This window comes from Aquimarina sp. KJ22-3 (genome assembly GCF_055808215.1).
In genome coordinates, this window is the sequence record NZ_CM147859.1 from 2,853,308 (window position 1) to 2,875,268 (window position 21,961).

Sequence of the window (21,961 nt, forward strand, 5' to 3'; positions counted from 1 at the left end):
TTATATTAACTGCTATTACCATTCTAATAAAATACGCTGTGCCGAAAATCCAGGGCCAAAACTGAGCATTAGTCCTGTCTCTCCTTGTTTTGGATTTCTCTCCATAAAACGCTCCAACACATATAACACTGTGGCGCTACTCATATTTCCGTATTCCTTGAGAACATGTTTCGTATCGTCTATATTTTTACCCAAGTGCCCAAAAAGTTCTTCTACCGTTTGTACGATCTTCTTTCCGCCTGGGTGAAAAATTAAATGATCTACTTCTTCTATTGTAGTGTTATGCTTTTTTAAGAAAGGGTGAATGATATCTGGGAAATGCGTAGCAATTTTTGCAGGTACCTCTGGATCCAAAACCATTTGCAGTCCACCATTAGTTAGTTTAAATCCCATCATCTTAGAAGCATAATAAAAATGATACATCTCATCCCCAACGATTTTTGGTCCGTTTGCATCATCTTCTGAAGAAAGTAAAGCACAAGCAGCACCATCTCCAAAAATGGCAGCACTCACCATATTAGTCATACTAAAATCATCTAATTGAAAGGTAGCCGTAGGCGATTCGATAGCGATTACCGCTGCTCGTTTCCCTGGATTGGCTCTCAAAAAGTTTCTGGCATAGATAATTCCTGATACCCCGGCAGCACATCCCATTTCGGTAACTGGCAAACGAATGATGTCCTGGCGTAGCTTCAGGTCATTAATAATATAGGCATCCAGAGACGGAATCATAATCCCGGTGCAACTCACCGTAATGATATAATCCAAAGAGGTAGGATCCCATCCAGCTTGAGTCAACGCCTTTTGCAATACTTCTTTCCCCAACTTCTTTACTTCTCGAACATAGATGTTGTTTTTCTCTTCAAAAGAAGTGGCTTGAAACACTTCGTCGATACTCATAATACCATAGCGTCTATCCACGGCAGCATTCTCGAAGATTTTAATCACTTTACGTCTGAAACGATCTTCTTGCCCTGATAACCATTGGGAGACAAAGGGAACAATATCCTTGGTCTCTCTCATAAACTGTGGCAATTGCTTGGTAACTGTTGTAATCCTTACACTCAACTTTCCTTAATTTTAATTATTATTTTGGGTGTTTACTATCCATTTATATCGAAATGCCCATTTCCAACCGATATCACTGTTAGATGTCGATAGTTGTTGCGCATACTCATTTAATTCTAGTTTGGTAAATCCTCTTTTTATGGATACCAATCCATCATTTTTGGCAATATGACCTTTGATAAAGAAAAAACTAAATACCTTAAAAAGGTAATACGCCAATGCACTTCGATGCAGATCATTGATCACAACACCAATAGCAGCTAACGCGGTACTATTCTCCATACATTTTACGATCTCATCACAAGAAAGATGGTGCAATGTAAGAGTACAAATCACAATATCACACGAAAAATCAGCGGCATCCAAAGTGATAATGTCCTTTTTAGCAAATTGTATTTCAGGATACGCTGTACTTAATGCTTTGGCTTGGTCCAAGCCCATTTCATTGAGATCTACACCAATAAACTTTCCTTTCCATCCTTTTTTTCTGAAATCATCTGCAAGTTGTCGCAGCATATCCCCATTACCACAACCCAAATCCAAAATGGTATACTCCTGTTCTTTATCTCGATCTTTCAGCAGTTTTCTAACCCCTTTTATGGTGATCTCATTTCCTCCTAACCAACGATTTACCCTCGCTATATCTGCCAAAGCTACTTGTAGATCTGTTTCCTTAACATCAGGTTGATCCATCAATTCTTCTTCCTTGCTTCTATGTGTTAAGTCCACTAGCATATTATCGGAGATCCATGAGTTTGTTTGATGATTCGAGGCACGATAGAAGGAATTGCAGATGCTATTCCATAAGAAACTTTCTGTAAACTCGAATTGAGTAACACCCGCTGTAGCATTCTACCCATATACAATCTTCGAGAAAATAGAGATTGCCATTGTTGCTCGTATTGTTTTTCTAGTAATAATCGGGTATTATCAGAGAGTTTCTGATCGCTTTTGACCAATAACTCTGATAATATTCGTGCGCTTTGTATGGCCATTGCCATCCCGTTACCACACAACGGGTGAATAAGGCCCGCAGCATCTCCTGCCATAAAAATATGTTGCTCTACAGGTTTTTTCTTGGCAAAATTAACTTGAGCTATCGTAATAGGCTTTTTAAACATAGGTGTTGCCTCTGCAAAAAAGGCTCGTAAATAAGGATTTTTATTTAGCACTTTTTCCTGAAAGGTTTCCACATCCCGATATTTTTTAAAACTTTGATAGGATGCCAAATAACATGCATTAACTGTTTCATTTTCTACCATAGATAGCCCACAATAGCCTCCATCAAAATTATGCAAAGCGACGGTTTGCGGATCAAACGAAGCTTTGTAATGCATTTTGACAGCTAGCCAAGAAGATTCATTGGTGTTCCATTTTCTATCCAATGTACCGTCCAGTGATGAGCGTTTTCCATAGGCTCCAATAACAAAATCGGATGTAAACACTGCTCCACTTTGGGTAGACACTTCAAACTGATGCTCTGTAAATTCTACATTTGTCACGATATCGGTAACCAAAGTAACTCCTAACTGTTCCGCTTTTTGCCATAAATAATGATCCAAAGCATATCGGCTAATCCCAAAACCACCTAGTGGTAATTGACTACGGATAAGGTTCCCTTTTTGGGTAGAAATGACAAATTTCGAAATATCTACGGGATGCAAATGAGCTAATTCGAGGTCTAACTCTTTAAAATAAGGAACAACTTCGTTGGAGATGTATTCCCCGCATACTTTATGTCTGGGATAGGTATCTTTCTCTATTAAAAGCACTTGCACTTTTTGTTGTGCAAGATGAATAGCACTAACCAGTCCTGCTAATCCTCCCCCTATAATAAGTACGTGTGAATGCTTATTCATCACATCAAGATACATAAAATTTAAGCATAAAAAAACCCCGACTTGATAGTCGAGGTGATTGTGATTTTATTACAATATTGTTTATTGTTTTACTTGTTGTTGAGCATCCCTCTTCATCTTCTCATTAGCCACAATACCCAACTCTACTCTTCTGTTCTTTGCTCTACCTTCTGCAGTAGCATTGTCATACTTTGGCAAGGTTTCTCCGTGCGCATAGGTAGTTAAACGACTAGCGCTAATTCCTTGAGCAATCAGATAGTTAGTTACCGCATCAGCTCTGTTTTTAGACAGTGTCATGTTATAGCTATCATTCCCAGTACTATCGGTATGACCTTCAACAATAATATTAGTATCCGGATATTCTTTAAAGATTCCAGCTAACTTGTTTAGGTTTGTTTTGGACTTGGCATTTAAGTCATACTTGTTTGTAGCAAAATAAACACCACTATTTTCGTCGAATACTACATCAATACCCTCTCCAACTCTAGTTACTTCAGCACCAGGAATTTCCGATTCGATTTTCTGTGCTTGCTTATCCATTTGCTTACCGATCACACCACCGGCTACACCTCCGACTACACCACCGATTACAGCTCCTAGTGCAGAGTTTTTCTTCTTCACATTGTTACCAATGATTCCACCAATCACTGCTCCCGCAGCAGTACCGATAACTGCCCCTTTTTGTGTGTTATTTGCATTTTGTACAGCTTCACAACTTACTAGCATCGTTGCTGCAGTTAGAATAACACCTATTTTTTTAAGATTTGTCTTCATCATTTAATGATTTGAGTTATTGAAGTTTATTAAAGTTCATCGTAATTACAAAAGGCTTCCCTTCTAGACTTACTGTCATGGCCCAAGTCATAGTTGCATCATCCAGATGCTGTAATGCCATTCTATATCCAGCATTGTTGTTGGTACTTTTCTTTTTCTCGTTAATGGGCTTGAATAAGAAATAATACGTACCATCTGCCTCAGGTTTTGGAATCGTAAACCTAAAGTTTCTTGCTCCTGTAGAAGTACAACTACTTTGATTCACCTCATACTTACCTGTATTATTATTTGGAATAAATTTCCAGGTACTTCCGGTAAAACATTCTGCAGAGGCATCGTTATAAAGGGTAACATCAAAGATTCCATCTCTATCGTAAGAGATTTTATCCAATGACCATTCTCCTTTAAGAGTTTTTTTAGCAGAGATAACGGTTTTTTGCGTTGGGCTACAAGACGCAAAAATTACTACTGCCACCAATAAGATAAGTTTTTTCATTATGTTAGATTTTATTAATATAAAAGTAGCTATAAACGATAACGTTTCCAATATTATTATATTTCAAAATGACATGGGCTCTTCTTATACCATTTAATACTATAATTTAGACAAAGGACACAAAAAAAGGATAAACGTAGCACTACTTTATCCCTTTATAAAATATTTAACTTTTCCTTTATATCTCTTGCTTTGGAACTCTAAATAATAAGATAAGTCCAACGGCAAAAAACAGAATCAAAAACAAGATAGAATATCGGATACTACCTGTTAATTGAGCAATCAATCCATACGAAAACATACCGATTACGATCCCAATCTTTTCTGAAACGTCATAAAAACTAAAATAAGAAGTGGTATCTACAGCATCTTTTGGCAAGAACTTAGAATAGGTAGATCTAGAAAGTGCTTGTATCCCTCCCATCACCATACCAACAATGGCTGCTGCAATGTAAAATTGCATAGGAGTAGTAATCGTATACGCATAAATACAGATCGCGATCCAGATAAAATTAATCACTATAATGGTCTTTATATTTCCAAACTTAGCCGAAGCTTTAGAAGTTAAAAACGCTCCCAAGACCGCTACCAATTGAATGAGTAGAATACTTATGATAAGTCCGGTTGTTGCATTTTGCTCTCCCCAGTCTAATTCTTCAATACCAAAATAGGTTGCGATCAGCATGATCGTTTGTACAGCCATACTGTACACAAAAAAGGCGGTGAGATATCTTCTAAGTCTCAAATCACTCTTAAGAGCATTCCAGATCATTTTTAGTTCTTTAAAACCATTAAAAACCACCGATTTGGTAAGTTCAGCTTTCTTGTTTCCTTTCGGTAAATAATAGTAGGTGTACTGGCTAAAAACGATCCACCATACTCCTACCATAACAAAGGATAGTCGTGTTGGGAAACCTTCATCTTCAAAACCGAACCACTCATATTTCAAAATCATGATCAAATTAATGATCAATAATAGTACACTACCTATATATCCCAAAGAATATCCTTTTGCACTTATGGCATCCTGCTGCTCGGGATAAGCAATATCTGGTAAATACGAATTGTAAAATACCAAACTTGCCCAAAAACCTATCAGCGCCAAATAATAGCACAATAATCCAAACCATAGATCTTCTAAAGAAAACCAATACAAGCCAATACAAGATAATGCTCCCAGGTAGCAAAAGAATTTCAAAAAGTTCTTTTTATTCCCAACATAATCGGCAATACCAGATAAGAGTGGACTGATCAATGATACTGTAAGAAAGGCTAATGCCGTTACATAGCTTATCAGAGAATCATTATTAAAATCAATCCCCAAGAAGCGCACAGTATCACTAATGATGTTGTCTTCATCATCTCGTACAATCGTTAATGCTCCCCAAAAGATGGGAAAGATGGCTGAAGATATCGTAAGGTTGTAAACTGAATTTGCCCAGTCATAAAAAGCCCAGGCATTGAGTAATTTCTTGTGTCCTTTGGGTAGTGATTTGCTCATATGATATAAAAAAACTGTTCTGAAAAGGTTCAGAACAGCTCCTAAAATAAGTATAATCTTTGTAAGTTGGTGTACTTAACAATTATTTAAACGTGGTTACCCCAAATTTCTTAGCTTCCGCTCTAGCCTCAGGTGCCCATGCAGTAAGGTTCGCAATACGAGTATCACTAGAAGGGTGCGTACTCATAAATTCTGGTGGTGCTTGTCCTCCACTATTGGCTTTCATACGTCTCCAAAGATTTGCGGCTTCATCTGGGTTATATCCGGCAATGGCCATCAATTGTATTCCTATGCGATCTGCTTCTGTCTCATGACTTCTACTGAAAGGAAGCATCACACCAAACTGACTACCTAACCCAAAGGCTGTACCCACGATTTGTTGCGTTTGTTCGTCCTTTCCACTTACAGCTACCGCTGTAGCCGCGCCTGCTACTTGCTGTAACTGCCCTGCACTCATACGTTGCTGTCCATGATTAGCCAATGCATGAGCTACTTCGTGGCCCATTATGGCTGCAATACCAGTTTCATTCTTGGCAATAGGAAGAATTCCTGTATAAAACACTATTTTCCCTCCCGGCATACACCAAGCATTAACGGTTTTATCATCTACCAGGTTATATTCCCATTGATAATCTTTTAAATACCCCGCATAACCATTGGCATTTAACCATCGTTCTGAAGCTTTTGCTATTCTTTGTCCTACTCGCTTAATCATTTCTGCATCAGAAGTACCTGTTACCACCTTATTTTCGCCCAAAAACTGATTGTATTGTTGAAAAGCCATGGGCAATATTTGCGAATTTGGCACCAAGGCAAGTGTCTTCTTACCGGTAAAAGGGTTTGTCGCACAAGACAAAAACAACAGTATTGTGCCTAAAAAAACTATAGATTTTCTAGTATTCATGATTTGTACAATTTTGAAAGATAAAATTACGAAAATCTCTACTCTTCACTTTACATATCCATATATTTTTATGCCATTCCTTCGATAAAAGTATTAATCTATCGTTGAGATACACTTTTTGACGAGCATACAGCCTGTTTTTTGCATTTTCCACTCAAAACAAAATATCTCTTTTATACAACTCCGCTAAGGTTTTACCACAATCAAAATCCGTTAAAATACGGTTTAACAAAAGTGTATTAACTCATTTATTTACAGTTGTTTACTTGAAATTTTTCAAGTGTTTTACTCCTTTAACTTTCCGTGATTTACACATCTCAAAAACCGCTTTTTGACTCCCAAAATATCGGTCCATCTTATAGAAATTTGAAGTATCCAAATGGTGCACAATTTGGGGTACAACAGAATTTCAGTATTAACATTTAATGAATTGTATTATGAGTTTATATCAAGAAGTATATCATGGAGAGTCTTTTAGCGAAGAAGACTTTTATGATGCAGTCCGCTACATTTTTCAACCAGAAATAGGAGAATCTACTACAGAAGAGATCGATGATTTTTTGATTGAAACAGTAAGTGAAATGACTCCTGAGCAGGCGGAAAGTTTCTGGAAGAAAATCGGAAACTTTGCCAAAAAAGTAGGATCAGGTGCATTAAAAGTTGTCTCCAAGGTTGCTCAACCCGTAGGTACTGCGGTAGGTGCAGCTTATGGTGTGCCACAATTGGGAGGAATGATTGGTGGACTAGCCGGAAATCTTGCAGGTGCAGGATCTAAGGCACTAGACCGAATTCCTGATTTTAAAACCCGCCGTAGACGAAGAAGAACATCTCCTCGTAGAAACAGAAGTTCTTACCGAAGAAGATCAAGAAGAAATCCAGAATTGAGAAATGCATGGAGACATACTAGAAGAACCCTAGGAAGAGCCGGAAGACATGCGCTTAGAGCTGCAAACCGATACGCCGCTCAAAACCCTGTTAGACCAAGGTACAGAGAAGATATAGAATCGTTTGAAGACAATACTCCAGCAGCACTATCAAATGTAGTCAATAGCCCTGGTTTTCAAGCCTTGTTATTTGGAAGATCCAATGGTAACATTCCAACAGAAAATATCACAGAAAGCGATTATGATTTTCTAGAAGCTGTTGAGGCAATCAACTATCTAACAGAAGGTATCATTGCTGAATACTATGAAAATGATTTGTTAGAGGATGACGAATATCTTGTTGATGATTATGGAGAACTGGTAATCAATCACCCAGAAGAGCGAGAAGAAAGAATCGAAGCACTAATCGAGGAATATAGTGCCTAATCGTTAACCATAAATCCCTGGGAAAATGAATCCAATGATTGCTTTTCTAAAAAAACAAAAGCCTGAATGGGAAGAGTATTTGAACATGATAGAAATGATGAATGCAGAGCATTCTGATATCGATGAAGATGATGAAGATACACTTTCTGAAACCACCATCTCCAAAAACACACATAAGGCATACAAAAACAAGATCATCAAACTCAAAAAAACGCAAAACAAGCTGCTCCATATGATCGAAGATCTAAAAGCAGAACTAGAAGACGAGCAAGAGCTCACCGAAGATCTTGCAGAGGCTTTGGGTGCATGCCCAGAATGTTTTGGCGAAGATGATATGTGCACCTATTGTAAAGGAGAAGGGTTACCAGGATTTTTTGTACCAGACTTTACGCAATACAACCGATTTGTAGCACCAGCTAACAAAAAATTCAGTAAGCATTACCGAATTAGAAATTAATAACTCAAATTTTTAAAATTATGTACACAATAGAAGATTATTATGACCTAGAAGATAATATCTTAATAGAAGATCTCCTTGATGACGATTTACTCGAGGATGATTATTATGATGAAGATCTTCTTGAAGATGACCTGTTAGATGACGATCTGTTAGAGGACGATTACGACCTCTTGGGAGAGGATTTTGACGAAGACTTTGACGAGCGACGTAGACGAGGACGTAGAGGAAGACGAGGTCGACGAGGGTTTAGAGGAAGAAGAAGAAGAATTCGACCTAGACACCCTAGAAGAACAAAGCGTAGATCTAACTACGGAAAAAGCGTGAGATCACCACGATCTAATAGCAGTGTGGTCTCCAAAAGCGAATTCAAAAAATCGTTAGATGCCATTTCTAAAGACGTGAATTCTTTAAAGAAAAGTTCTTTGATTAATGGTAAAGCAATCAAATCACTTGATGGTAAATATACTGATGTAGTAAGCAACTTATCCAGAAAAGATAAAAACCAAACCAAAGTTTTAAAGAACATGCAAACTATGAGTATGTTAGGTTCTTTACTAAACAAACCAAAGTTTGACGAATCGAATCTGGAAATCAGATCCAATGAAACCGGACCTGATACTATTGTAGAAAAATCAGATAACAAAACCGTAAAGTTTGATCAAACAATGAGTTTGTTATTACCAATGATGACTACAATGGGAGATTCTAGCACTGGTAAATCATCAAGTAGCGATATGATGTTACCCTTAGTACTATTAATGAGCCAAAAAGACGGAGACAGCAGTGATGACAGTCTTTTGCCTTTGGTAATGCTCATGACAATGAACAAATAATTTCTAACGTATAAGGGACTTGCTTTAAGTAATTCTATAACCAAGTCCCTTTTTAAAAACTTATAACAATGGAAAATAGTTTATTGACAGGGTTTCTCTTTCCTAAAATAATCGCTGAGAACTACAATTTGGAGGATCAAAATAATTTTATCATCACTTCTTTTTTGATTGACAAGATGAGTGATAATAAGAGTTTCTCTATGATGTTTCAGTTGCTTACTGCAAAAAATGCAGAGACCAAAAAAGAGGAGCCTACGCTTGTAGTCACCAATCCAACGATAGACGTTCCTGCAGATCCACCAAAGGATGAAACTCCAGATCCATCTGAAGATAAACCTAAGGAGGATGAGCCCAAGGACGATCAGCCAAAGGATGATCAACCTATAGCTGGAGATGATACGACCAATGAAGATGTAAAGAAGACCGTCGTTGCCAAGTTGGATACTATTAATTCCTCTATCAATAAGAAGTTCTCTGAGATTAGAGGTCATGTAGAACCCATAAAAACGGTACAAACAGAGGTAACTGAATTAAAAGGGTATATCACAAAACCAAAAGATGCTTTTGAAAACCAGGAGATTGCTGCAGTGTTCAACGCAAAGGGTATTGATGTAAAGGAGTTTAGAAATTCGATGTATGTGGATTACATTAATGATGTGATAGAGGAGATCAAAAGTGAGAAGTTTAAAACTAATCTCGAGAAAATTACCAAAAGTAATGCAGAATTGGTTAAACCGATTAAAACCAGAGTGGCCAAGTTTTCTGTATTCTTCGACATAGATTTTCTAAAGAAACTTAAGGAAACTTTTGAGAGCACTTCTGATCTAAGCATGCAGGATATAAGAATTTTTATATCTAATGTGATTTCACCTTTACTAGACTTGGTAAGAGATATCAAATATTTTGATTTTCCTGAAACCGAAACCGAAGTTGCTCCAAAAGTAACTACTCCTAGAGCTACAAAGGCTAGTAAAACCAGTAAAACTAAAGTAACTACATAAAAATGGATCCACGTCTTAAACTTATAGTAAAAGGAAATCCCAACGAAGAGTTGCATTTGTTAATGAGGCTTAAGGATAAAAATGTTATCCCGCCTCATATCAAACTTATCTCTCAATTTGGTGATATCATAAGCTGCAGGATTTTACGAAAATACCTAATGGTAGTGTATGATCATGTGGCTACCCGAAGTCTTAAGGCACCACAGGTAATTCCATTAAACAATTATAGTTCAGATATAAATGACGCCAGCGAGTATTCTAACTTTGCTGGTAAACCTAGAGTAATTTCCAAAAGGAAAAGCAACGTTGTTTTTGGGATCATAGACTTTGGTTTTGATTTTACACATCCAGATTTCTTTGATCCCCTGGGCAACACTCGTTTTGAAAAAATATGGGCACAACCCCTCAAGAATAAAACCCCCAACAAATATGGATATGGTCAAGTATTTACGCAAAAGCAAATCGATCATGCATTAGATACTGCTACCCCCTTTAGGACGTTAGGCTACCATCCTGGGCGTGGAGATTTATTAGGCAGAGGAATGCACGGAACTCACGTTTTGGGGATTGCGGCAGCCACAGGAAATGTAGGTAAGAAAGGACATGCAGGCAACAGTCCAATAGTAGCGGTAGATATGGGCTCTAATTACGTAAACGGTTCTGATTTGTCCCTGGGAGATTCAGTAAAGCTGATCGAAGGAATTGACTTTATATTAGAGCAAGCAGGAGATCGTCCTTGCGTGATCAATATGAGTCTGGGAGGCCACGGAGATGCACATACAGGACAGACCCTGGTAGAATTAGCACTTAATAATGCGTTAAGAGAACGCGCCGGATTTGCCATTGTACAGAGTACAGGCAATTACTTCAAATCCAAATGCCACCATTCTGGTAAACTATTACAAGATGATGAGAATGAAATCGAATGGATTTTCAAGAAAAGAGATCGTACGCCAAATGAAATGGAAATATGGTATGAGGCAGGAGACGAATTTGCAGTTGAAATCTATAACGATGATGACGAGTACATTGGTGGAACAGAAGCTTTTGAAGACGCTACCTTAAATTTTGACGGTTCTAAAAACGGAATTATTTTTCATCGTAAAAGTGAACCCAATACAGGTAAAAACCATATCAATATCATCCTGGCAGGCAGTCCAGCATCCAAACGATTGGTGGTAAAGATCATCGGATCCAAAATCAAGAACGGTAGATATCATGCCTATATAGAACGAGATGATCGTGGGCAATCGCATTTTCACGAATCTGATGTCAACACCAATCATACAATAGGATCTATTTGTAATGCTCCGCTCACCATTACTGTAGGCGCTTATAATCAAGCTACCCAAGAAAAGGAATTGATGTCTTTTAGTAGTGCTGGACCAACATTAGACCATAGAACCAAACCCGAAATCGTAGCTCCAGGATCCAAAATCCCGGCGGCACGATCGGCATCAAAATTTGAAAGCTACGCCTCTGGGATGCTTACCAAAAAGAGTGGATCGAGTATGGCTGCTCCCTTTGTGGCCTCGTTGGTCGCCAAAATCCTTGAGCAGTATCCCAAGATCAATATCTATACATTACGGCATTACTTGCTGAAGTTTTGTAATCCGTATCGAACAGAAGATACCACGGTAAAGAACAAATCAGGACACGGGGTAATTAATGAAAAAAAGTTACTGCTGGATCTAGCCAAAAAGAAAATACAGCATGAGAACACCAAGATATTACGCAAACAGAAATTGGTATAATAACGGGCATCATGAGTATGCCGAGTTAAATACCTCTCATCAGGTAAAGGAAATTCAGGCCTTTTTATTAAAAAAGGGCTATGATCTGGGACATTGGGGAGTAGATGGGGACTTAGGGTCGAAAACAAAAAAGGCCATATATGATTATTTTAGGTCTCATTTTGGCGCTTCTAATCCGACCTCTCCTTCTACTCCATCCCCAGGAGTTAATGCTCCACAAATCGTTCAAACGTTTAGTGAGATCTTTAGGAAGAAAGGATATACTTTTTACAAAGACGAGCTAAAACCCAATATCATCGGAGTTAGAAACCTGGATTCTACAGCCAACCTTTTTAATGATACGATGTATGTGATCTGGAAAGAAAATGGAAAGTATCACGCCAAAACCTATCCTATCACTACAGATCCAGGAAGTGCTTTTTTGGGTAAACGTATGATCAATAAAAATGGTACAGCAATTCTGAAAGTAGGACAATATCTCAATACCTATAAATTAGGATTACATCGAGGAAAATATACTGCTTTGGTACAACGAGGCGGAAAAGTAACGGTATTCAGAGATAAAAATCAGGATCATAAATTGGATTTTCATGGTGGAAAAGAATACACCGGGTATTTTGGCATCAACATTCACAAAGCTGGCAGAAACTCTATAGATGTAAATAGTTGGTCGGCAGGATGCCAGGTATTTAAAAAGTCCTCGGATTTTGACGAGCTCATCGCTCTTTGTAAAAAGGCGGAGCGTAGATATGGTAAAGGAACATGGTTTACCTATACCCTATTAGAAGCTAGTAAAGGAAAAGTTTTATAAACTCAAGAAAATGAAAACCATTTACACATATTATCCCAATTTACGACCAGGGTATTCAGATATCGCTGAGTTAAACTCCAAAAACGAAATCAAAGAGATCCAAACCTATTTGAGACAAGCCGGTTTTAATATTGGTAATGCTGGAGTGGATGGAATCTTAGGAAAAAACACCAAAAGAGCTATATATGAATTCTTTATGAAGGAAATCGGTGGCAGTAGCACAGGCGGTGGCGGTGGAACAACCACTCCAACCAACAATCGACCTACTACTCCAACAAATCCTGGAACCAAAGTAAAACTTACTCTTGATGTGATGAGGAACGTTCGTTTCAGAAATTCTAATGACATCAACATCTTCTTTCAACAAACTACGGGACAGGATTTTGTGGATTTCTTCAGAAGTAAAGTAGGAGGACGAAATCCCTATTGGAAAAAAAGAAAAATTCCTTCTGGAGTCACCTACAAAAAGAATTTTAACAACATATTTAATCAAATTCCTGTGCTATACGGGGAGCAAAGTATTAATCTATTTCAGTTCCTTGGATTGGTTTCAGCTATGATTAATGAAACCGGAGGTAAATTTAAACCTATTCGAGAATCCAATTGGGTTTCTTTATTAGGGAGATTGAAATACGCATACGGGACCAACGGAGGTAAAAAGAAAAGTTATAATGATTCCAAAAGTGCAAAATCAATACATCAGTTGATTCATGACCCTGATTTTGTACGAGCACATAAAACTCCTGGAGTACGATTGAGCTACCTAAGAAAATTTAATTGGAGAGGAAGTACCTTCCCAAAAATTCGTCTTAACGATGCCGAAGTTGAGTTTTTATGCCAATGCGATGTATATAAATTCTCTGGTTTAGGATTAATCCAAACCACCTGGCGTCCCGCATACAAACGGATCATCAATTATGTATTGAACTATCGAGGGACTAATCCAAGAATCAACAATGTGAAAATGAATTGGAGGATCCACGGGAATGCCGATAAGGTTGCTGATCTATCCAAATACCAGGAATGGGAATACCTATTCCAAGAACCTGAAGTAGCTTCCAAAGCGGTATTTCTGCACAACCAAAGATCGCGATACCTAAGTTTTTCAGTATCCGGTTTATCCTATCAAAGAATGTTAGACAAAGCTGGAAACATCGGTTATCGTATTGGTGGCACCAAAAGAGCGCGTGACAAAGTCAGAAATCGAGTGGATCAAATTATCCAGGCGATGAAAAGAAGTGGAAGATAATATATAACTATCCTACAATATGTAACTCGGCATAATCACTAGGAACCACTAAGGTGTTTTCCTTGGCGTTATACTGAATACTATCTAGAGATACTTTAACATTGTCTATTTCTACTTCCTTGATTTTGAAAGGAAGTCCCACAAACTCAATTTTGATGGTTTCATATTCGGTAATAAAACTACCGGTTTTATGATGCTGTATAATGGCTTCGTTTTCTTTTCCGGTAAATGAGAAGCTTCTCAGGCTAAATCGACCTTTTGCATAATCATAACCGTCTTGGGCGTCTTCATAGACTTTGGATTCTTCTTTATTACCCAATTTGTAATACACTTCTAACTTCAGCTGATCGATTTTCTTTTCGCCAACATACTGTTGTATTGGGTATTTAGGAATAATAGCGCCTTCTTTTACGAATAATGGAATAATATCCAACTCCGCATCTACCCACTGTTCCATTCCTCCTTTTACATACTCTCTGGTCCAGTAATTATACCAATTCCCTCTAGGAATATACATACGTCTCCCTTTAGAATTAGGTTCCTGTACTGGGCAAACCAAAATTTGGTTTCCAAAAATAAACTCGTCCGTTCTATAATGTGTTTGTGGATCATTTTGATCGTATAGCACCAATGGTTTCAGCATCGGGATACCTTCTTCTGCATACTCCCAAAACATAGTATACAAATACGGCAATAATTGATAGCGCAGCTCAACAAACTTTCGAGTTACATCTACTACCTCATCTCCAAAAGTCCAAGGTTCTTGATTACCGTGATCTCCAGAAGAGTGCGTACGACAGAAAGGATGAAAAACACCTAACTGTATCCATCGGGCGTACAATTCTCCGGTTGGATGTTCTGCAAAACCACCGATATCACTTCCTGTAAATGACATCCCGCTCATACTCATCCGTTGTGCTTGAATATTAGCGATCCATAAATGCTCCCAGGTAGCTACATTATCCCCTGTCCAGGAAGATGTATAGCGTTGCGCTCCAGAATAAGCAGATCTGGTAATGATAAATGGTCGTTTTGGATAGGCAAACTTCTTAACTCCCTCGTAGGTAGCTCGTGCCATTTGAGTTCCGTAGATATTATGGGCTTTTCTATGACTACAAGGGTTACCATCGTAATTATGACGTACATCATTTGGGAATGTTTTTCCTGGCACTTCCATCACGGCAGGCTCATTCATATCATTCCAAACTCCTTTTACTCCTATTTCTGCGATAATTTCTTTAAACAATTCTGACCACCATTCTCTTACCTTTGGATTCGTAAAATCCGGGAAAAAGCATTCTCCTGGCCATACTTTTCCTCTCATATAGGGTCCATCGGCACGTTTACAGAAATAATCCTTTTCCATAGCCTCTTGATACACCCAATAATCATCGTCGATCTTTATCCCTGGGTCAATAATCACCACCGTTTTAAAACCATCTTCGGCCAACTCTTCGACCATACGTTTTGGTTCCGGAAAATATTCTTTGCTCCAGGTAAAACAACGGAATCCTTCCATATAATCGATATCCAAATAAATAGCATCACAAGGGATTTGCAATTCTCTAAACTTGTTCGTCACCTCTTTTACTTTACTCTCTGGATAGTAACTCCATTTACATTGGTGATATCCTAATGCCCATAGGGGTGGTAATTCAGGTTTACCGGTAAGATCCGTATATCTGGTAATCACATTCTGCATATTTGGACCATAGAAGAAATAATAGTTCATTTCTCCTCCTTGCGCCCAAAAACTGGTTACATTTCTGCGCTCATTGCAAAAATCAAAAAATGTTCTGAAGGTGTTATCAAAAAAGATCCCATACGCTCTTTCTTCATACATACCGATATAGAAAGGAACACTCTTATATAATGGATCCTGGTCTTTACCAAAGGCATACTGATCAGTAGCCCAATTTTCAATGCGTTTTCCTTTTAGATTTAAGTGCATTGGCTTATCACCTAAACCGTAGTAGCACTCTCCCTGAGGAGCAGCTTTGCTCATTTTTACAATGTTTCCACCATATTCATAGCTTTGCTCCCAATGAAATCCCCAATCATCTTTACAAATTACATTACCTTCTAAATCAAAAATGGTAGTCTTTAGATCATTCTTGTTGATATGCAATTGAATTCTAGCTGTGATGACCTCATAATGTGTATCTTTCTCTTCTACTTCTAATTTGCTGTATCCTCTCGCTCCATCTTCGCTAATAGCATATGAAAAATCATTTTCGAAATTATTATCCGTGGCATATCGAAAACGAATAACACTCCCCCTAATAATGGTGAGTTGTAAAATAACGCCATTTTCGGTAGTGAAGTTTAATTTGTCAACATTTTGAGAGAAGGAAACTATCTTGCCAGGAAACAAATTTCCTTTATGCTCTAATTCAGTATTGGTGATCATATGTATCTCTTTTGTATTGGACTTGGGATTATAAAAAAACGATATCTAAATCAAATTCGGAATCATTTTCACCACTATTTATTAAGAAAATTTTACGAAAACGTTTGAAACGAAAATTATTAACACTTGTTTAAAATACTAACGGTTCCAAATTGTACTTTTTGGGATATCAACTACAATTATTTTCTATGTAATAATCTCAAAAATCACTGCTCCCAATGGTGGAATTGTGATTTCTGCAGAGTGTTCACGATAGTGCCATTGTTTGTTTTCAATTTTGATTTCTTTGGTATTAGAAACTCCTCCTCCTCCATAGCTTCTTGAATCACTATTAAACAGTTCTTTTAGCTTCCCTTTTTTGGGTAGTCCTATTCTATAATTTGTCCTAGGGATGGGTGTAAAGTTGCAAACCGTAATGAGTAGGTCTTCTTCCCTATTTCCTTTTCGGATATAGGCTATCACAGAATTTTCGTGATCATCGTAGGTGATCCATTCAAATCCGGATATGTCAAACTGTCGATCATATAGTGCAGGATAGTTTCTATATAGACCATTAAGATCGGTCACAACTTGCTTGATCCCTTTATGGAAATCATATTCCAGAATATACCAGTCCAGGCTTTCCTGAAAGTTCCATTCTGCATGTTGCCCAAACTCGGCACCCATAAACAGTAAGTTGGTACCCGGATGCGTAAACATATAACTATAGAGCAATCTGAGATTAGCAAACTGCTGCCACTCATCACCAGGCATTCTACCAATGATACTTCGTTTACCGTAAACCACCTCATCATGTGATAGCGGAAGCATAAAGTTTTCGGTAAAAGCATAGGTCATACTAAACGTAAGGTCATTCTGATGGTGTTTGCGATAAATAGGTTCCTTAGCTATATACTGTAGCGTATCGTGCATCCAACCCATCATCCATTTCATTCCAAAGCCTAATCCTCCCACATAAGTCGGTTCAGATACCATTGGGAAAGAAGTAGATTCTTCTGCGATTGTCTGTACATCAGGAAAACTGGCATAAATCTCTTGATTCAGATCTTTCATGAACGAAATAGCATCCAGATTTTCTCTTCCTCCATAAATATTAGGTTCCCACTCTCCGTCTTCGCGAGAGTAATCAAGAAATAACATGGACGCTACCGCATCAACCCGTAAACCATCTGCATGATATTGATCCAACCAAAAGATAGCGTTACTAATCAAGAAGCTACGCACTTCGTTTCTTCCGTAATTAAAAATCAGACTTTTCCAGTCTGGGTGATATCCTTTTCTTCTGTCGGGATGTTCATACAGATGAGATCCATCAAAAAAGCCTAACCCATGTCCATCTTCTGGGAAATGCGAAGGCACCCAATCCAGGATAATTCCAATATCATTTTGATGTAATTTATCGACCAAGAGTTTGAACTCTTCCGGATATCCAAAACGGGAAGTTGGTGCAAAATACCCGGTGATTTGATACCCCCATGATGGATCATAAGGATATTCCATTACTGGCATCAACTCTACATGGGTAAATTGCATTTCTTTGACATAGGCTACCAATTCGTCTGCCATTTCGGTATACGAAAGGGATCTGTTTTCCTGATCTTTTCGCCTCCAGGAACCTAGATGCACTTCGTACACCGAAAAAGGAGCATTGATCGCATTATGCTTTTTGCGTTTCTGCATCCACTCTTCGTCTTTCCAGATATAGGTATTATCCCATACTACCGAAGCTGTTTTTGGTGGGTGCTCACAACGTCTAGCATACGGATCTGCCTTTTCGGTTACGATACCATTGTTGTGAGAGTGTATTATGTATTTGTACACGCTTCCTTTTCCCGCTCCGGGAATAAAACCTTCCCAAATTCCGGAAGCATCCCATCGAACATTCAATTGATGTTCCCCTTCTGTCCAATAATTAAAATCGCCTATCACCGACACCGATTTTGCAGAAGGTGCCCAAACGGCAAAGTAGGTTCCTTCTACTCCATCTAATGTGAGGATATGGGAACCAAATTTTTCGTAAAGTCGATAATGTTTACCGGATTTAAAAAGGTCAATATCAAAATCTGTGAAGAGGCTATGTACAATTACTTTATTCATTAATATGGTTAGTGTTGTTCTTGTATGGTTTTATTCGGTTCTAGGTGGAGTTGTTACTTGATTACAAATCCATCAGGAATCACCGATCTGCTTTTGATCACGACTACTCCTTCTTTGATCACATAGGTCTCTTCTTCTCTATTTTCAAGATGTTCACCACCTTCGATATGTACATTGTTTCCAATTCGGGCATCCTTATCGATAATTGTGTTGGAGATAAAACAACCGTCTCCTACACCAATCGCAGGAATACCCTCATCTTTATTTTTGGTTAATTCTGCAATATCCTGGTAGGAATTACTCCCAATCATATAGGTGCTTTTGATCACTGTATCTTTTCCGATTCTGGATCGAATTCCTATTACGGATCGTTCTATTTCTTTGGCATTGATGATACAACCTTCAGCAATCATAGAACGGTTTAATGCTGTCCCTGATATTTTTGATGGCGGAAGAATTCTAGGACGTGTCAACACATTGTCTGTACTACTAAAAAGATCAAATTCTGGCACCTCATCCGTCAGGTTAATGTTGGCTTCAAAAAAGGCTCCTACATTTCCGATATCCGTCCAATATCCTTCATACTGATAGGCCAATACCTTATGCTTGTCGATAGATTGTGGAATAATTTCCTTTCCGAAATCAATAGCATCTGGGTTAGATAACAAAAGATCGATCAATAATTGTTTGTTGAATATATAAATCCCCATTGAAGCTAGGTAATGTCTGCCTTCATTTTTCATTTCATCACTTACCTCAGATTCTAATCCTGGTAACTTATCAGCACTAGGTTTCTCTATAAAAGATGAAATAAATTTTTGCTCATCCGTCTTTAGAATCCCAAACTCTGTAGCTTCTTTGGCTTTTACTGGTAAAGTAGCGATAGAAATCTCTGCACCCTTAGTAATATGATCATTGAGCATATCATCAAAATCCATTCGATACAATTGATCTCCAGAGAGAATCAACGCATACTCAAACTCATGATTCAGTAAATGATGAATAGACTGTCGCACCGCATCTGCAGTTCCCTGAAACCAGGTTTTGTTATCAGGAGTCTGCTCTGCAGCCAAAATATCAACAAATGCATCACTAAAAGAACTAAATCGATAGGTGTTTTTGATATGTCGATTTAAAGAAGCAGAATTAAACTGCGTTAATACAAACATTCTTTTAATATCGCAATGGATGCAATTAGAAATAGGGATATCCACCAATCGATATTTACCAGCGATAGAAACTGCGGGTTTAGAACGTTTTTCGGTTAGTGGAAACAGACGAGTACCTTGCCCTCCTCCCAATATAATTGCTAAGACTTTTTTGTTGATCATTTTTGTGTAATTAGGGTTTTATAAATAGTAATATATTCTGTTGCAGACTGCGTCCACGAGTGGTCAATCTTCATTATCCGTTTTTGTATATCACGGTATCGTTCCTGATCTTTATATAGCTTCGCTCCTCTTTCTATTGAGTAGCACACATCCCATACAATGGCTTGATTATGGCAAATTCCGAACCCGTCTTCTCCTATATCAATAACGGTGTCCTTTAGTCCACCAGTTCTACGTACAATAGGTATCGCTCCATAGCGTAACGCATACATCTGATTCAATCCACAAGGTTCTACCCGAGATGGCATCAGCAAAAAATCAGTTCCTGCATAGATGATATGAGATAGTTTCTCACTATACCCAATATACGCATTATACCTACCAGCGAATTCTTCTTTTAGTGCATTGAGTTGGTATTCTACCTCATCATGCCCTGATCCTAATATCAATATATTCACATCCATATGCTGCAAGGTATCTCGAATGATGCTGGGCAACAGATCGGCACCTTTTTCTCCAACCAACCTACCGATAAAACTGAATAGCGGTAAGTCTTTATCCAGATTAAACTCTGTACACAACCAATTTTTATGTTCTTTTCGACCCGAAACAACATTGCTTACTTTATAATTTTTAAGAAGCATGGGGTCCGTCTCCGGATTCCAGGTTTCGGTATCGATACCATTGAGCACTCCAAAACATTTGGCCTTTTCGTGTCGTAACAATCCTTCTAGTCCACTAGCCTGCTCTTGCAACTCCTCCATATAACTTGGCGAAACCGTGGTCACTCTCCAGGCACACTTAATCCCTGTGGCCAATGGATTGATTTGACTGCCCCAATCCAACAATCCGATATGATTTTTATCAAAATCAGGTAAATAATGCAATTTATCATATGGGATCTGTCCTTGATACTGTGCATTATGGATCGTAAATATGGTTGGAACCCTATTTAATCGATGATAGTCAAAGGCATACTGCATCATAAAAGGAATTAATCCAGTATGATGATCATGACAGTGTACTACATCGGGTAACTGCTCCAAGGTATTTATCCAATGAATAGCCGCTAACTGAAAACTCAAAAACCGTTCTTCATTGTCTGGGTGATCATATATTTCTTTGCGATCTAAAAGATGTTCTATATAGATCAGAAATACAGTAAACCCAAGATCTGGAGTAACTACCTTTCGTACTTCGTACTCCTTATCCTCATTACCAAAGCGTATTGATCCTTTATGGATGGTTTCAAGTTCGGCATCATCAGTAAAACTGTTGCTGTAATATGGGACTATGGCATCAACAGTATGATCTAGGTTTTGTTGATATTTGGGTAAAGCTCCTACAACATCGGCTAAGCCTCCAGCTTTTGCAATAGGATAACATTCGAAACTTATGTGAGTAATATGCATTAAAATTAAGCGTATTAATGTTGCATGAAAAGCGATTTTTAAAATCGATTAAAGCTATGAAAAACCATGTAAAAACGTGTTGTAATTATCATAAAAAGAAGCGGGATTAATAATTAAATAATAAAAATTTAACTCAAAAAATGCCTTTTTGTCATTGAAACTTAAAAATACGCGTAAATATCCTCAATGATCTGGCTTTTCCATCTTAAAACCAACCTTACCCGTGCATGACCGATATTGCCATTTTTCAGGAAACAAATTATTGATTAAGAGTTAACTATAAAAAAAAGATGCTATCATCGCATTTGGTTGATAGCATCTTCCTTTTCATGAAGTTGATTAGGAATTTACTCCTCGAATTCATTAAAAGCATCAAAGTGATACATTTGTACCGATTCTGGTTTGATCACTTCAAAGGCTTTGGCTGCTTTTTGGTTTTGCATCACATCGGCAGCAGCATCTTTGGCCGATTTCATATCTGTCCAATACACAATATCTACATACTTTCCGTCTCCGTTATATGCTGTAGTACGTTTTACAAATCCGTAGTATAGTTTCACTACATCATTAAGCGATGATAGTGCTTTTTCGACATCTTGTGGACTATATCCTGGATTCGTTTCAAATAAAACGACTTCTACTACATTAGGTTCTTGGAGGGTTTGCATAGATCTTGAATTAGGTTTAGTGG

At 38.0% G+C, this 21,961-nt stretch carries 19 protein-coding genes; 7 read left to right on the plus strand and 12 right to left on the minus strand.

Going from position 1 to position 21,961, the window contains the following annotated elements; all coding sequences use genetic code 11:
* Positions 1-15 precede the first annotated feature (15 nt).
* The 7 genes from AC0L3Q_RS13285 to AC0L3Q_RS13315 form a co-directional block, all read right to left on the minus strand.
* Positions 16-1,068, minus strand: a complete 1,053-nt coding sequence (locus tag AC0L3Q_RS13285) for a type III polyketide synthase (protein ID WP_473279961.1) — start codon at positions 1,066-1,068, stop codon at positions 16-18.
* A gap of 12 nt (positions 1,069-1,080) precedes the next feature.
* Positions 1,081-1,803: a methyltransferase domain-containing protein gene (locus tag AC0L3Q_RS13290; RefSeq protein ID WP_473279963.1), complete on the minus strand. Its 723-nt coding sequence runs from the start codon at positions 1,801-1,803 to the stop codon at positions 1,081-1,083.
* The gene (locus AC0L3Q_RS13295; protein WP_473279965.1) at positions 1,797-2,927 is read right to left on the minus strand and encodes an NAD(P)/FAD-dependent oxidoreductase; all 1,131 of its coding nucleotides are present in this window, start codon (positions 2,925-2,927) and stop codon (positions 1,797-1,799) included. The genes AC0L3Q_RS13290 and AC0L3Q_RS13295 overlap by 7 nt, the downstream gene beginning before the upstream one ends.
* A gap of 81 nt (positions 2,928-3,008) precedes the next feature.
* Complete coding sequence (locus tag AC0L3Q_RS13300; protein ID WP_473279967.1) at positions 3,009-3,701, minus strand: YiaD family glycine zipper/OmpA-like lipoprotein; 693 nt, start codon at positions 3,699-3,701, stop codon at positions 3,009-3,011.
* A 16-nt stretch (positions 3,702-3,717) separates the two neighbouring features.
* Positions 3,718-4,197, minus strand: a complete 480-nt coding sequence (locus AC0L3Q_RS13305; protein WP_473279969.1) for a lipocalin family protein — start codon at positions 4,195-4,197, stop codon at positions 3,718-3,720.
* A gap of 178 nt (positions 4,198-4,375) precedes the next feature.
* Entirely contained in the window at positions 4,376-5,698 is a 1,323-nt protein-coding gene (locus AC0L3Q_RS13310; protein WP_473279971.1) for an MFS transporter, read from the minus strand.
* 82 nt (positions 5,699-5,780) lie between these two features.
* Positions 5,781-6,602: a M48 family metallopeptidase gene (locus AC0L3Q_RS13315; protein WP_473279973.1), complete on the minus strand. Its 822-nt coding sequence runs from the start codon at positions 6,600-6,602 to the stop codon at positions 5,781-5,783.
* Positions 6,603-7,039: 437 nt separating this feature from the next.
* On the opposite strand from AC0L3Q_RS13315, the gene AC0L3Q_RS13320 reads away from it, so the two are divergent.
* The 7 genes from AC0L3Q_RS13320 (at position 7,040) to AC0L3Q_RS13350 (ending at position 14,020) form a co-directional block, all read left to right on the plus strand.
* On the plus strand, positions 7,040-7,912 hold the full coding sequence (locus AC0L3Q_RS13320; RefSeq protein ID WP_473279975.1) for a hypothetical protein: 873 nt from the start codon (positions 7,040-7,042) through the stop codon (positions 7,910-7,912).
* A gap of 25 nt (positions 7,913-7,937) precedes the next feature.
* A complete protein-coding gene (locus AC0L3Q_RS13325; RefSeq protein ID WP_473279977.1) occupies positions 7,938-8,369 on the plus strand; it encodes a hypothetical protein in 432 nt (143 codons plus the stop codon).
* A 20-nt stretch (positions 8,370-8,389) separates the two neighbouring features.
* Positions 8,390-9,205: a hypothetical protein gene (locus AC0L3Q_RS13330; protein WP_473279979.1), complete on the plus strand. Its 816-nt coding sequence runs from the start codon at positions 8,390-8,392 to the stop codon at positions 9,203-9,205.
* A 68-nt stretch (positions 9,206-9,273) separates the two neighbouring features.
* The gene (locus AC0L3Q_RS13335; RefSeq protein ID WP_473279980.1) at positions 9,274-10,206 is read left to right on the plus strand and encodes a hypothetical protein; all 933 of its coding nucleotides are present in this window, start codon (positions 9,274-9,276) and stop codon (positions 10,204-10,206) included.
* Between the two features lie 2 nt (positions 10,207-10,208).
* Entirely contained in the window at positions 10,209-11,960 is a 1,752-nt protein-coding gene (locus AC0L3Q_RS13340; RefSeq protein WP_473279982.1) for a S8 family serine peptidase, read from the plus strand.
* A complete protein-coding gene (locus tag AC0L3Q_RS13345) occupies positions 11,920-12,771 on the plus strand; it encodes a peptidoglycan-binding domain-containing protein (protein WP_473279983.1) in 852 nt (283 codons plus the stop codon). Before AC0L3Q_RS13340 ends, AC0L3Q_RS13345 begins: the two co-directional genes overlap by 41 nt.
* A 10-nt stretch (positions 12,772-12,781) precedes the next feature.
* Entirely contained in the window at positions 12,782-14,020 is a 1,239-nt protein-coding gene (locus AC0L3Q_RS13350) for a peptidoglycan-binding domain-containing protein (RefSeq protein ID WP_473279985.1), read from the plus strand.
* Positions 14,021-14,027: 7 nt separating this feature from the next.
* Here the strand turns inward: AC0L3Q_RS13350 and AC0L3Q_RS13355 are convergent, their stop codons facing one another.
* From AC0L3Q_RS13355 to AC0L3Q_RS13375, 5 genes are all read right to left on the minus strand, one after another.
* Complete coding sequence (locus AC0L3Q_RS13355; protein WP_473279987.1) at positions 14,028-16,430, minus strand: glycoside hydrolase family 31 protein; 2,403 nt, start codon at positions 16,428-16,430, stop codon at positions 14,028-14,030.
* Positions 16,431-16,616: 186 nt separating this feature from the next.
* Positions 16,617-18,527, minus strand: coding sequence for a 1,4-alpha-glucan branching protein GlgB (gene glgB / locus AC0L3Q_RS13360; protein ID WP_473279989.1), 1,911 nt, complete (start codon positions 18,525-18,527; stop codon positions 16,617-16,619).
* A 53-nt stretch (positions 18,528-18,580) separates the two neighbouring features.
* Positions 18,581-19,858 (minus strand): glucose-1-phosphate adenylyltransferase, encoded by a 1,278-nt coding sequence (locus AC0L3Q_RS13365; protein ID WP_473279991.1) that lies wholly within the window; start codon positions 19,856-19,858, stop codon positions 18,581-18,583.
* Complete coding sequence (locus AC0L3Q_RS13370) at positions 19,855-21,270, minus strand: glycogen synthase (protein WP_473279992.1); 1,416 nt, start codon at positions 21,268-21,270, stop codon at positions 19,855-19,857. Before AC0L3Q_RS13370 ends, AC0L3Q_RS13365 begins: the two co-directional genes overlap by 4 nt.
* Positions 21,271-21,617: 347 nt before the next feature.
* The gene (locus AC0L3Q_RS13375; protein ID WP_473279994.1) at positions 21,618-21,938 is read right to left on the minus strand and encodes a hypothetical protein; all 321 of its coding nucleotides are present in this window, start codon (positions 21,936-21,938) and stop codon (positions 21,618-21,620) included.
* Positions 21,939-21,961 lie beyond the last annotated feature (23 nt).

Excerpts from the sequence above, each read along its gene's own strand:
- AC0L3Q_RS13290 (WP_473279963.1), bottom strand. The coding sequence starts at position 1,803 with ATGCTAGTGGACTTAACACATAGAAGCAAGGAAGAAGAATTGATGGAT.
- AC0L3Q_RS13295 (WP_473279965.1), bottom strand. The coding sequence starts at position 2,927 with ATGAATAAGCATTCACACGTACTTATTATAGGGGGAGGATTAGCAGGA.
- AC0L3Q_RS13300 (WP_473279967.1), bottom strand. The coding sequence starts at position 3,701 with ATGAAGACAAATCTTAAAAAAATAGGTGTTATTCTAACTGCAGCAACG.
- AC0L3Q_RS13305 (WP_473279969.1), bottom strand. The coding sequence starts at position 4,197 with ATGAAAAAACTTATCTTATTGGTGGCAGTAGTAATTTTTGCGTCTTGT.
- AC0L3Q_RS13310 (WP_473279971.1), bottom strand. The coding sequence starts at position 5,698 with ATGAGCAAATCACTACCCAAAGGACACAAGAAATTACTCAATGCCTGG.
- AC0L3Q_RS13315 (WP_473279973.1), bottom strand. The coding sequence starts at position 6,602 with ATGAATACTAGAAAATCTATAGTTTTTTTAGGCACAATACTGTTGTTT.
- AC0L3Q_RS13320 (WP_473279975.1), top strand. The coding sequence starts at position 7,040 with ATGAGTTTATATCAAGAAGTATATCATGGAGAGTCTTTTAGCGAAGAA.
- AC0L3Q_RS13325 (WP_473279977.1), top strand. The coding sequence starts at position 7,938 with ATGAATCCAATGATTGCTTTTCTAAAAAAACAAAAGCCTGAATGGGAA.
- AC0L3Q_RS13330 (WP_473279979.1), top strand. The coding sequence starts at position 8,390 with ATGTACACAATAGAAGATTATTATGACCTAGAAGATAATATCTTAATA.
- AC0L3Q_RS13335 (WP_473279980.1), top strand. The coding sequence starts at position 9,274 with ATGGAAAATAGTTTATTGACAGGGTTTCTCTTTCCTAAAATAATCGCT.
- AC0L3Q_RS13340 (WP_473279982.1), top strand. The coding sequence starts at position 10,209 with ATGGATCCACGTCTTAAACTTATAGTAAAAGGAAATCCCAACGAAGAG.
- AC0L3Q_RS13345 (WP_473279983.1), top strand. The coding sequence starts at position 11,920 with ATGAGAACACCAAGATATTACGCAAACAGAAATTGGTATAATAACGGG.
- AC0L3Q_RS13350 (WP_473279985.1), top strand. The coding sequence starts at position 12,782 with ATGAAAACCATTTACACATATTATCCCAATTTACGACCAGGGTATTCA.
- AC0L3Q_RS13355 (WP_473279987.1), bottom strand. The coding sequence starts at position 16,430 with ATGATCACCAATACTGAATTAGAGCATAAAGGAAATTTGTTTCCTGGC.
- glgB (WP_473279989.1), bottom strand. The coding sequence starts at position 18,527 with ATGAATAAAGTAATTGTACATAGCCTCTTCACAGATTTTGATATTGAC.
- AC0L3Q_RS13365 (WP_473279991.1), bottom strand. The coding sequence starts at position 19,858 with ATGATCAACAAAAAAGTCTTAGCAATTATATTGGGAGGAGGGCAAGGT.
- AC0L3Q_RS13370 (WP_473279992.1), bottom strand. The coding sequence starts at position 21,270 with ATGCATATTACTCACATAAGTTTCGAATGTTATCCTATTGCAAAAGCT.
- AC0L3Q_RS13375 (WP_473279994.1), bottom strand. The coding sequence starts at position 21,938 with ATGCAAACCCTCCAAGAACCTAATGTAGTAGAAGTCGTTTTATTTGAA.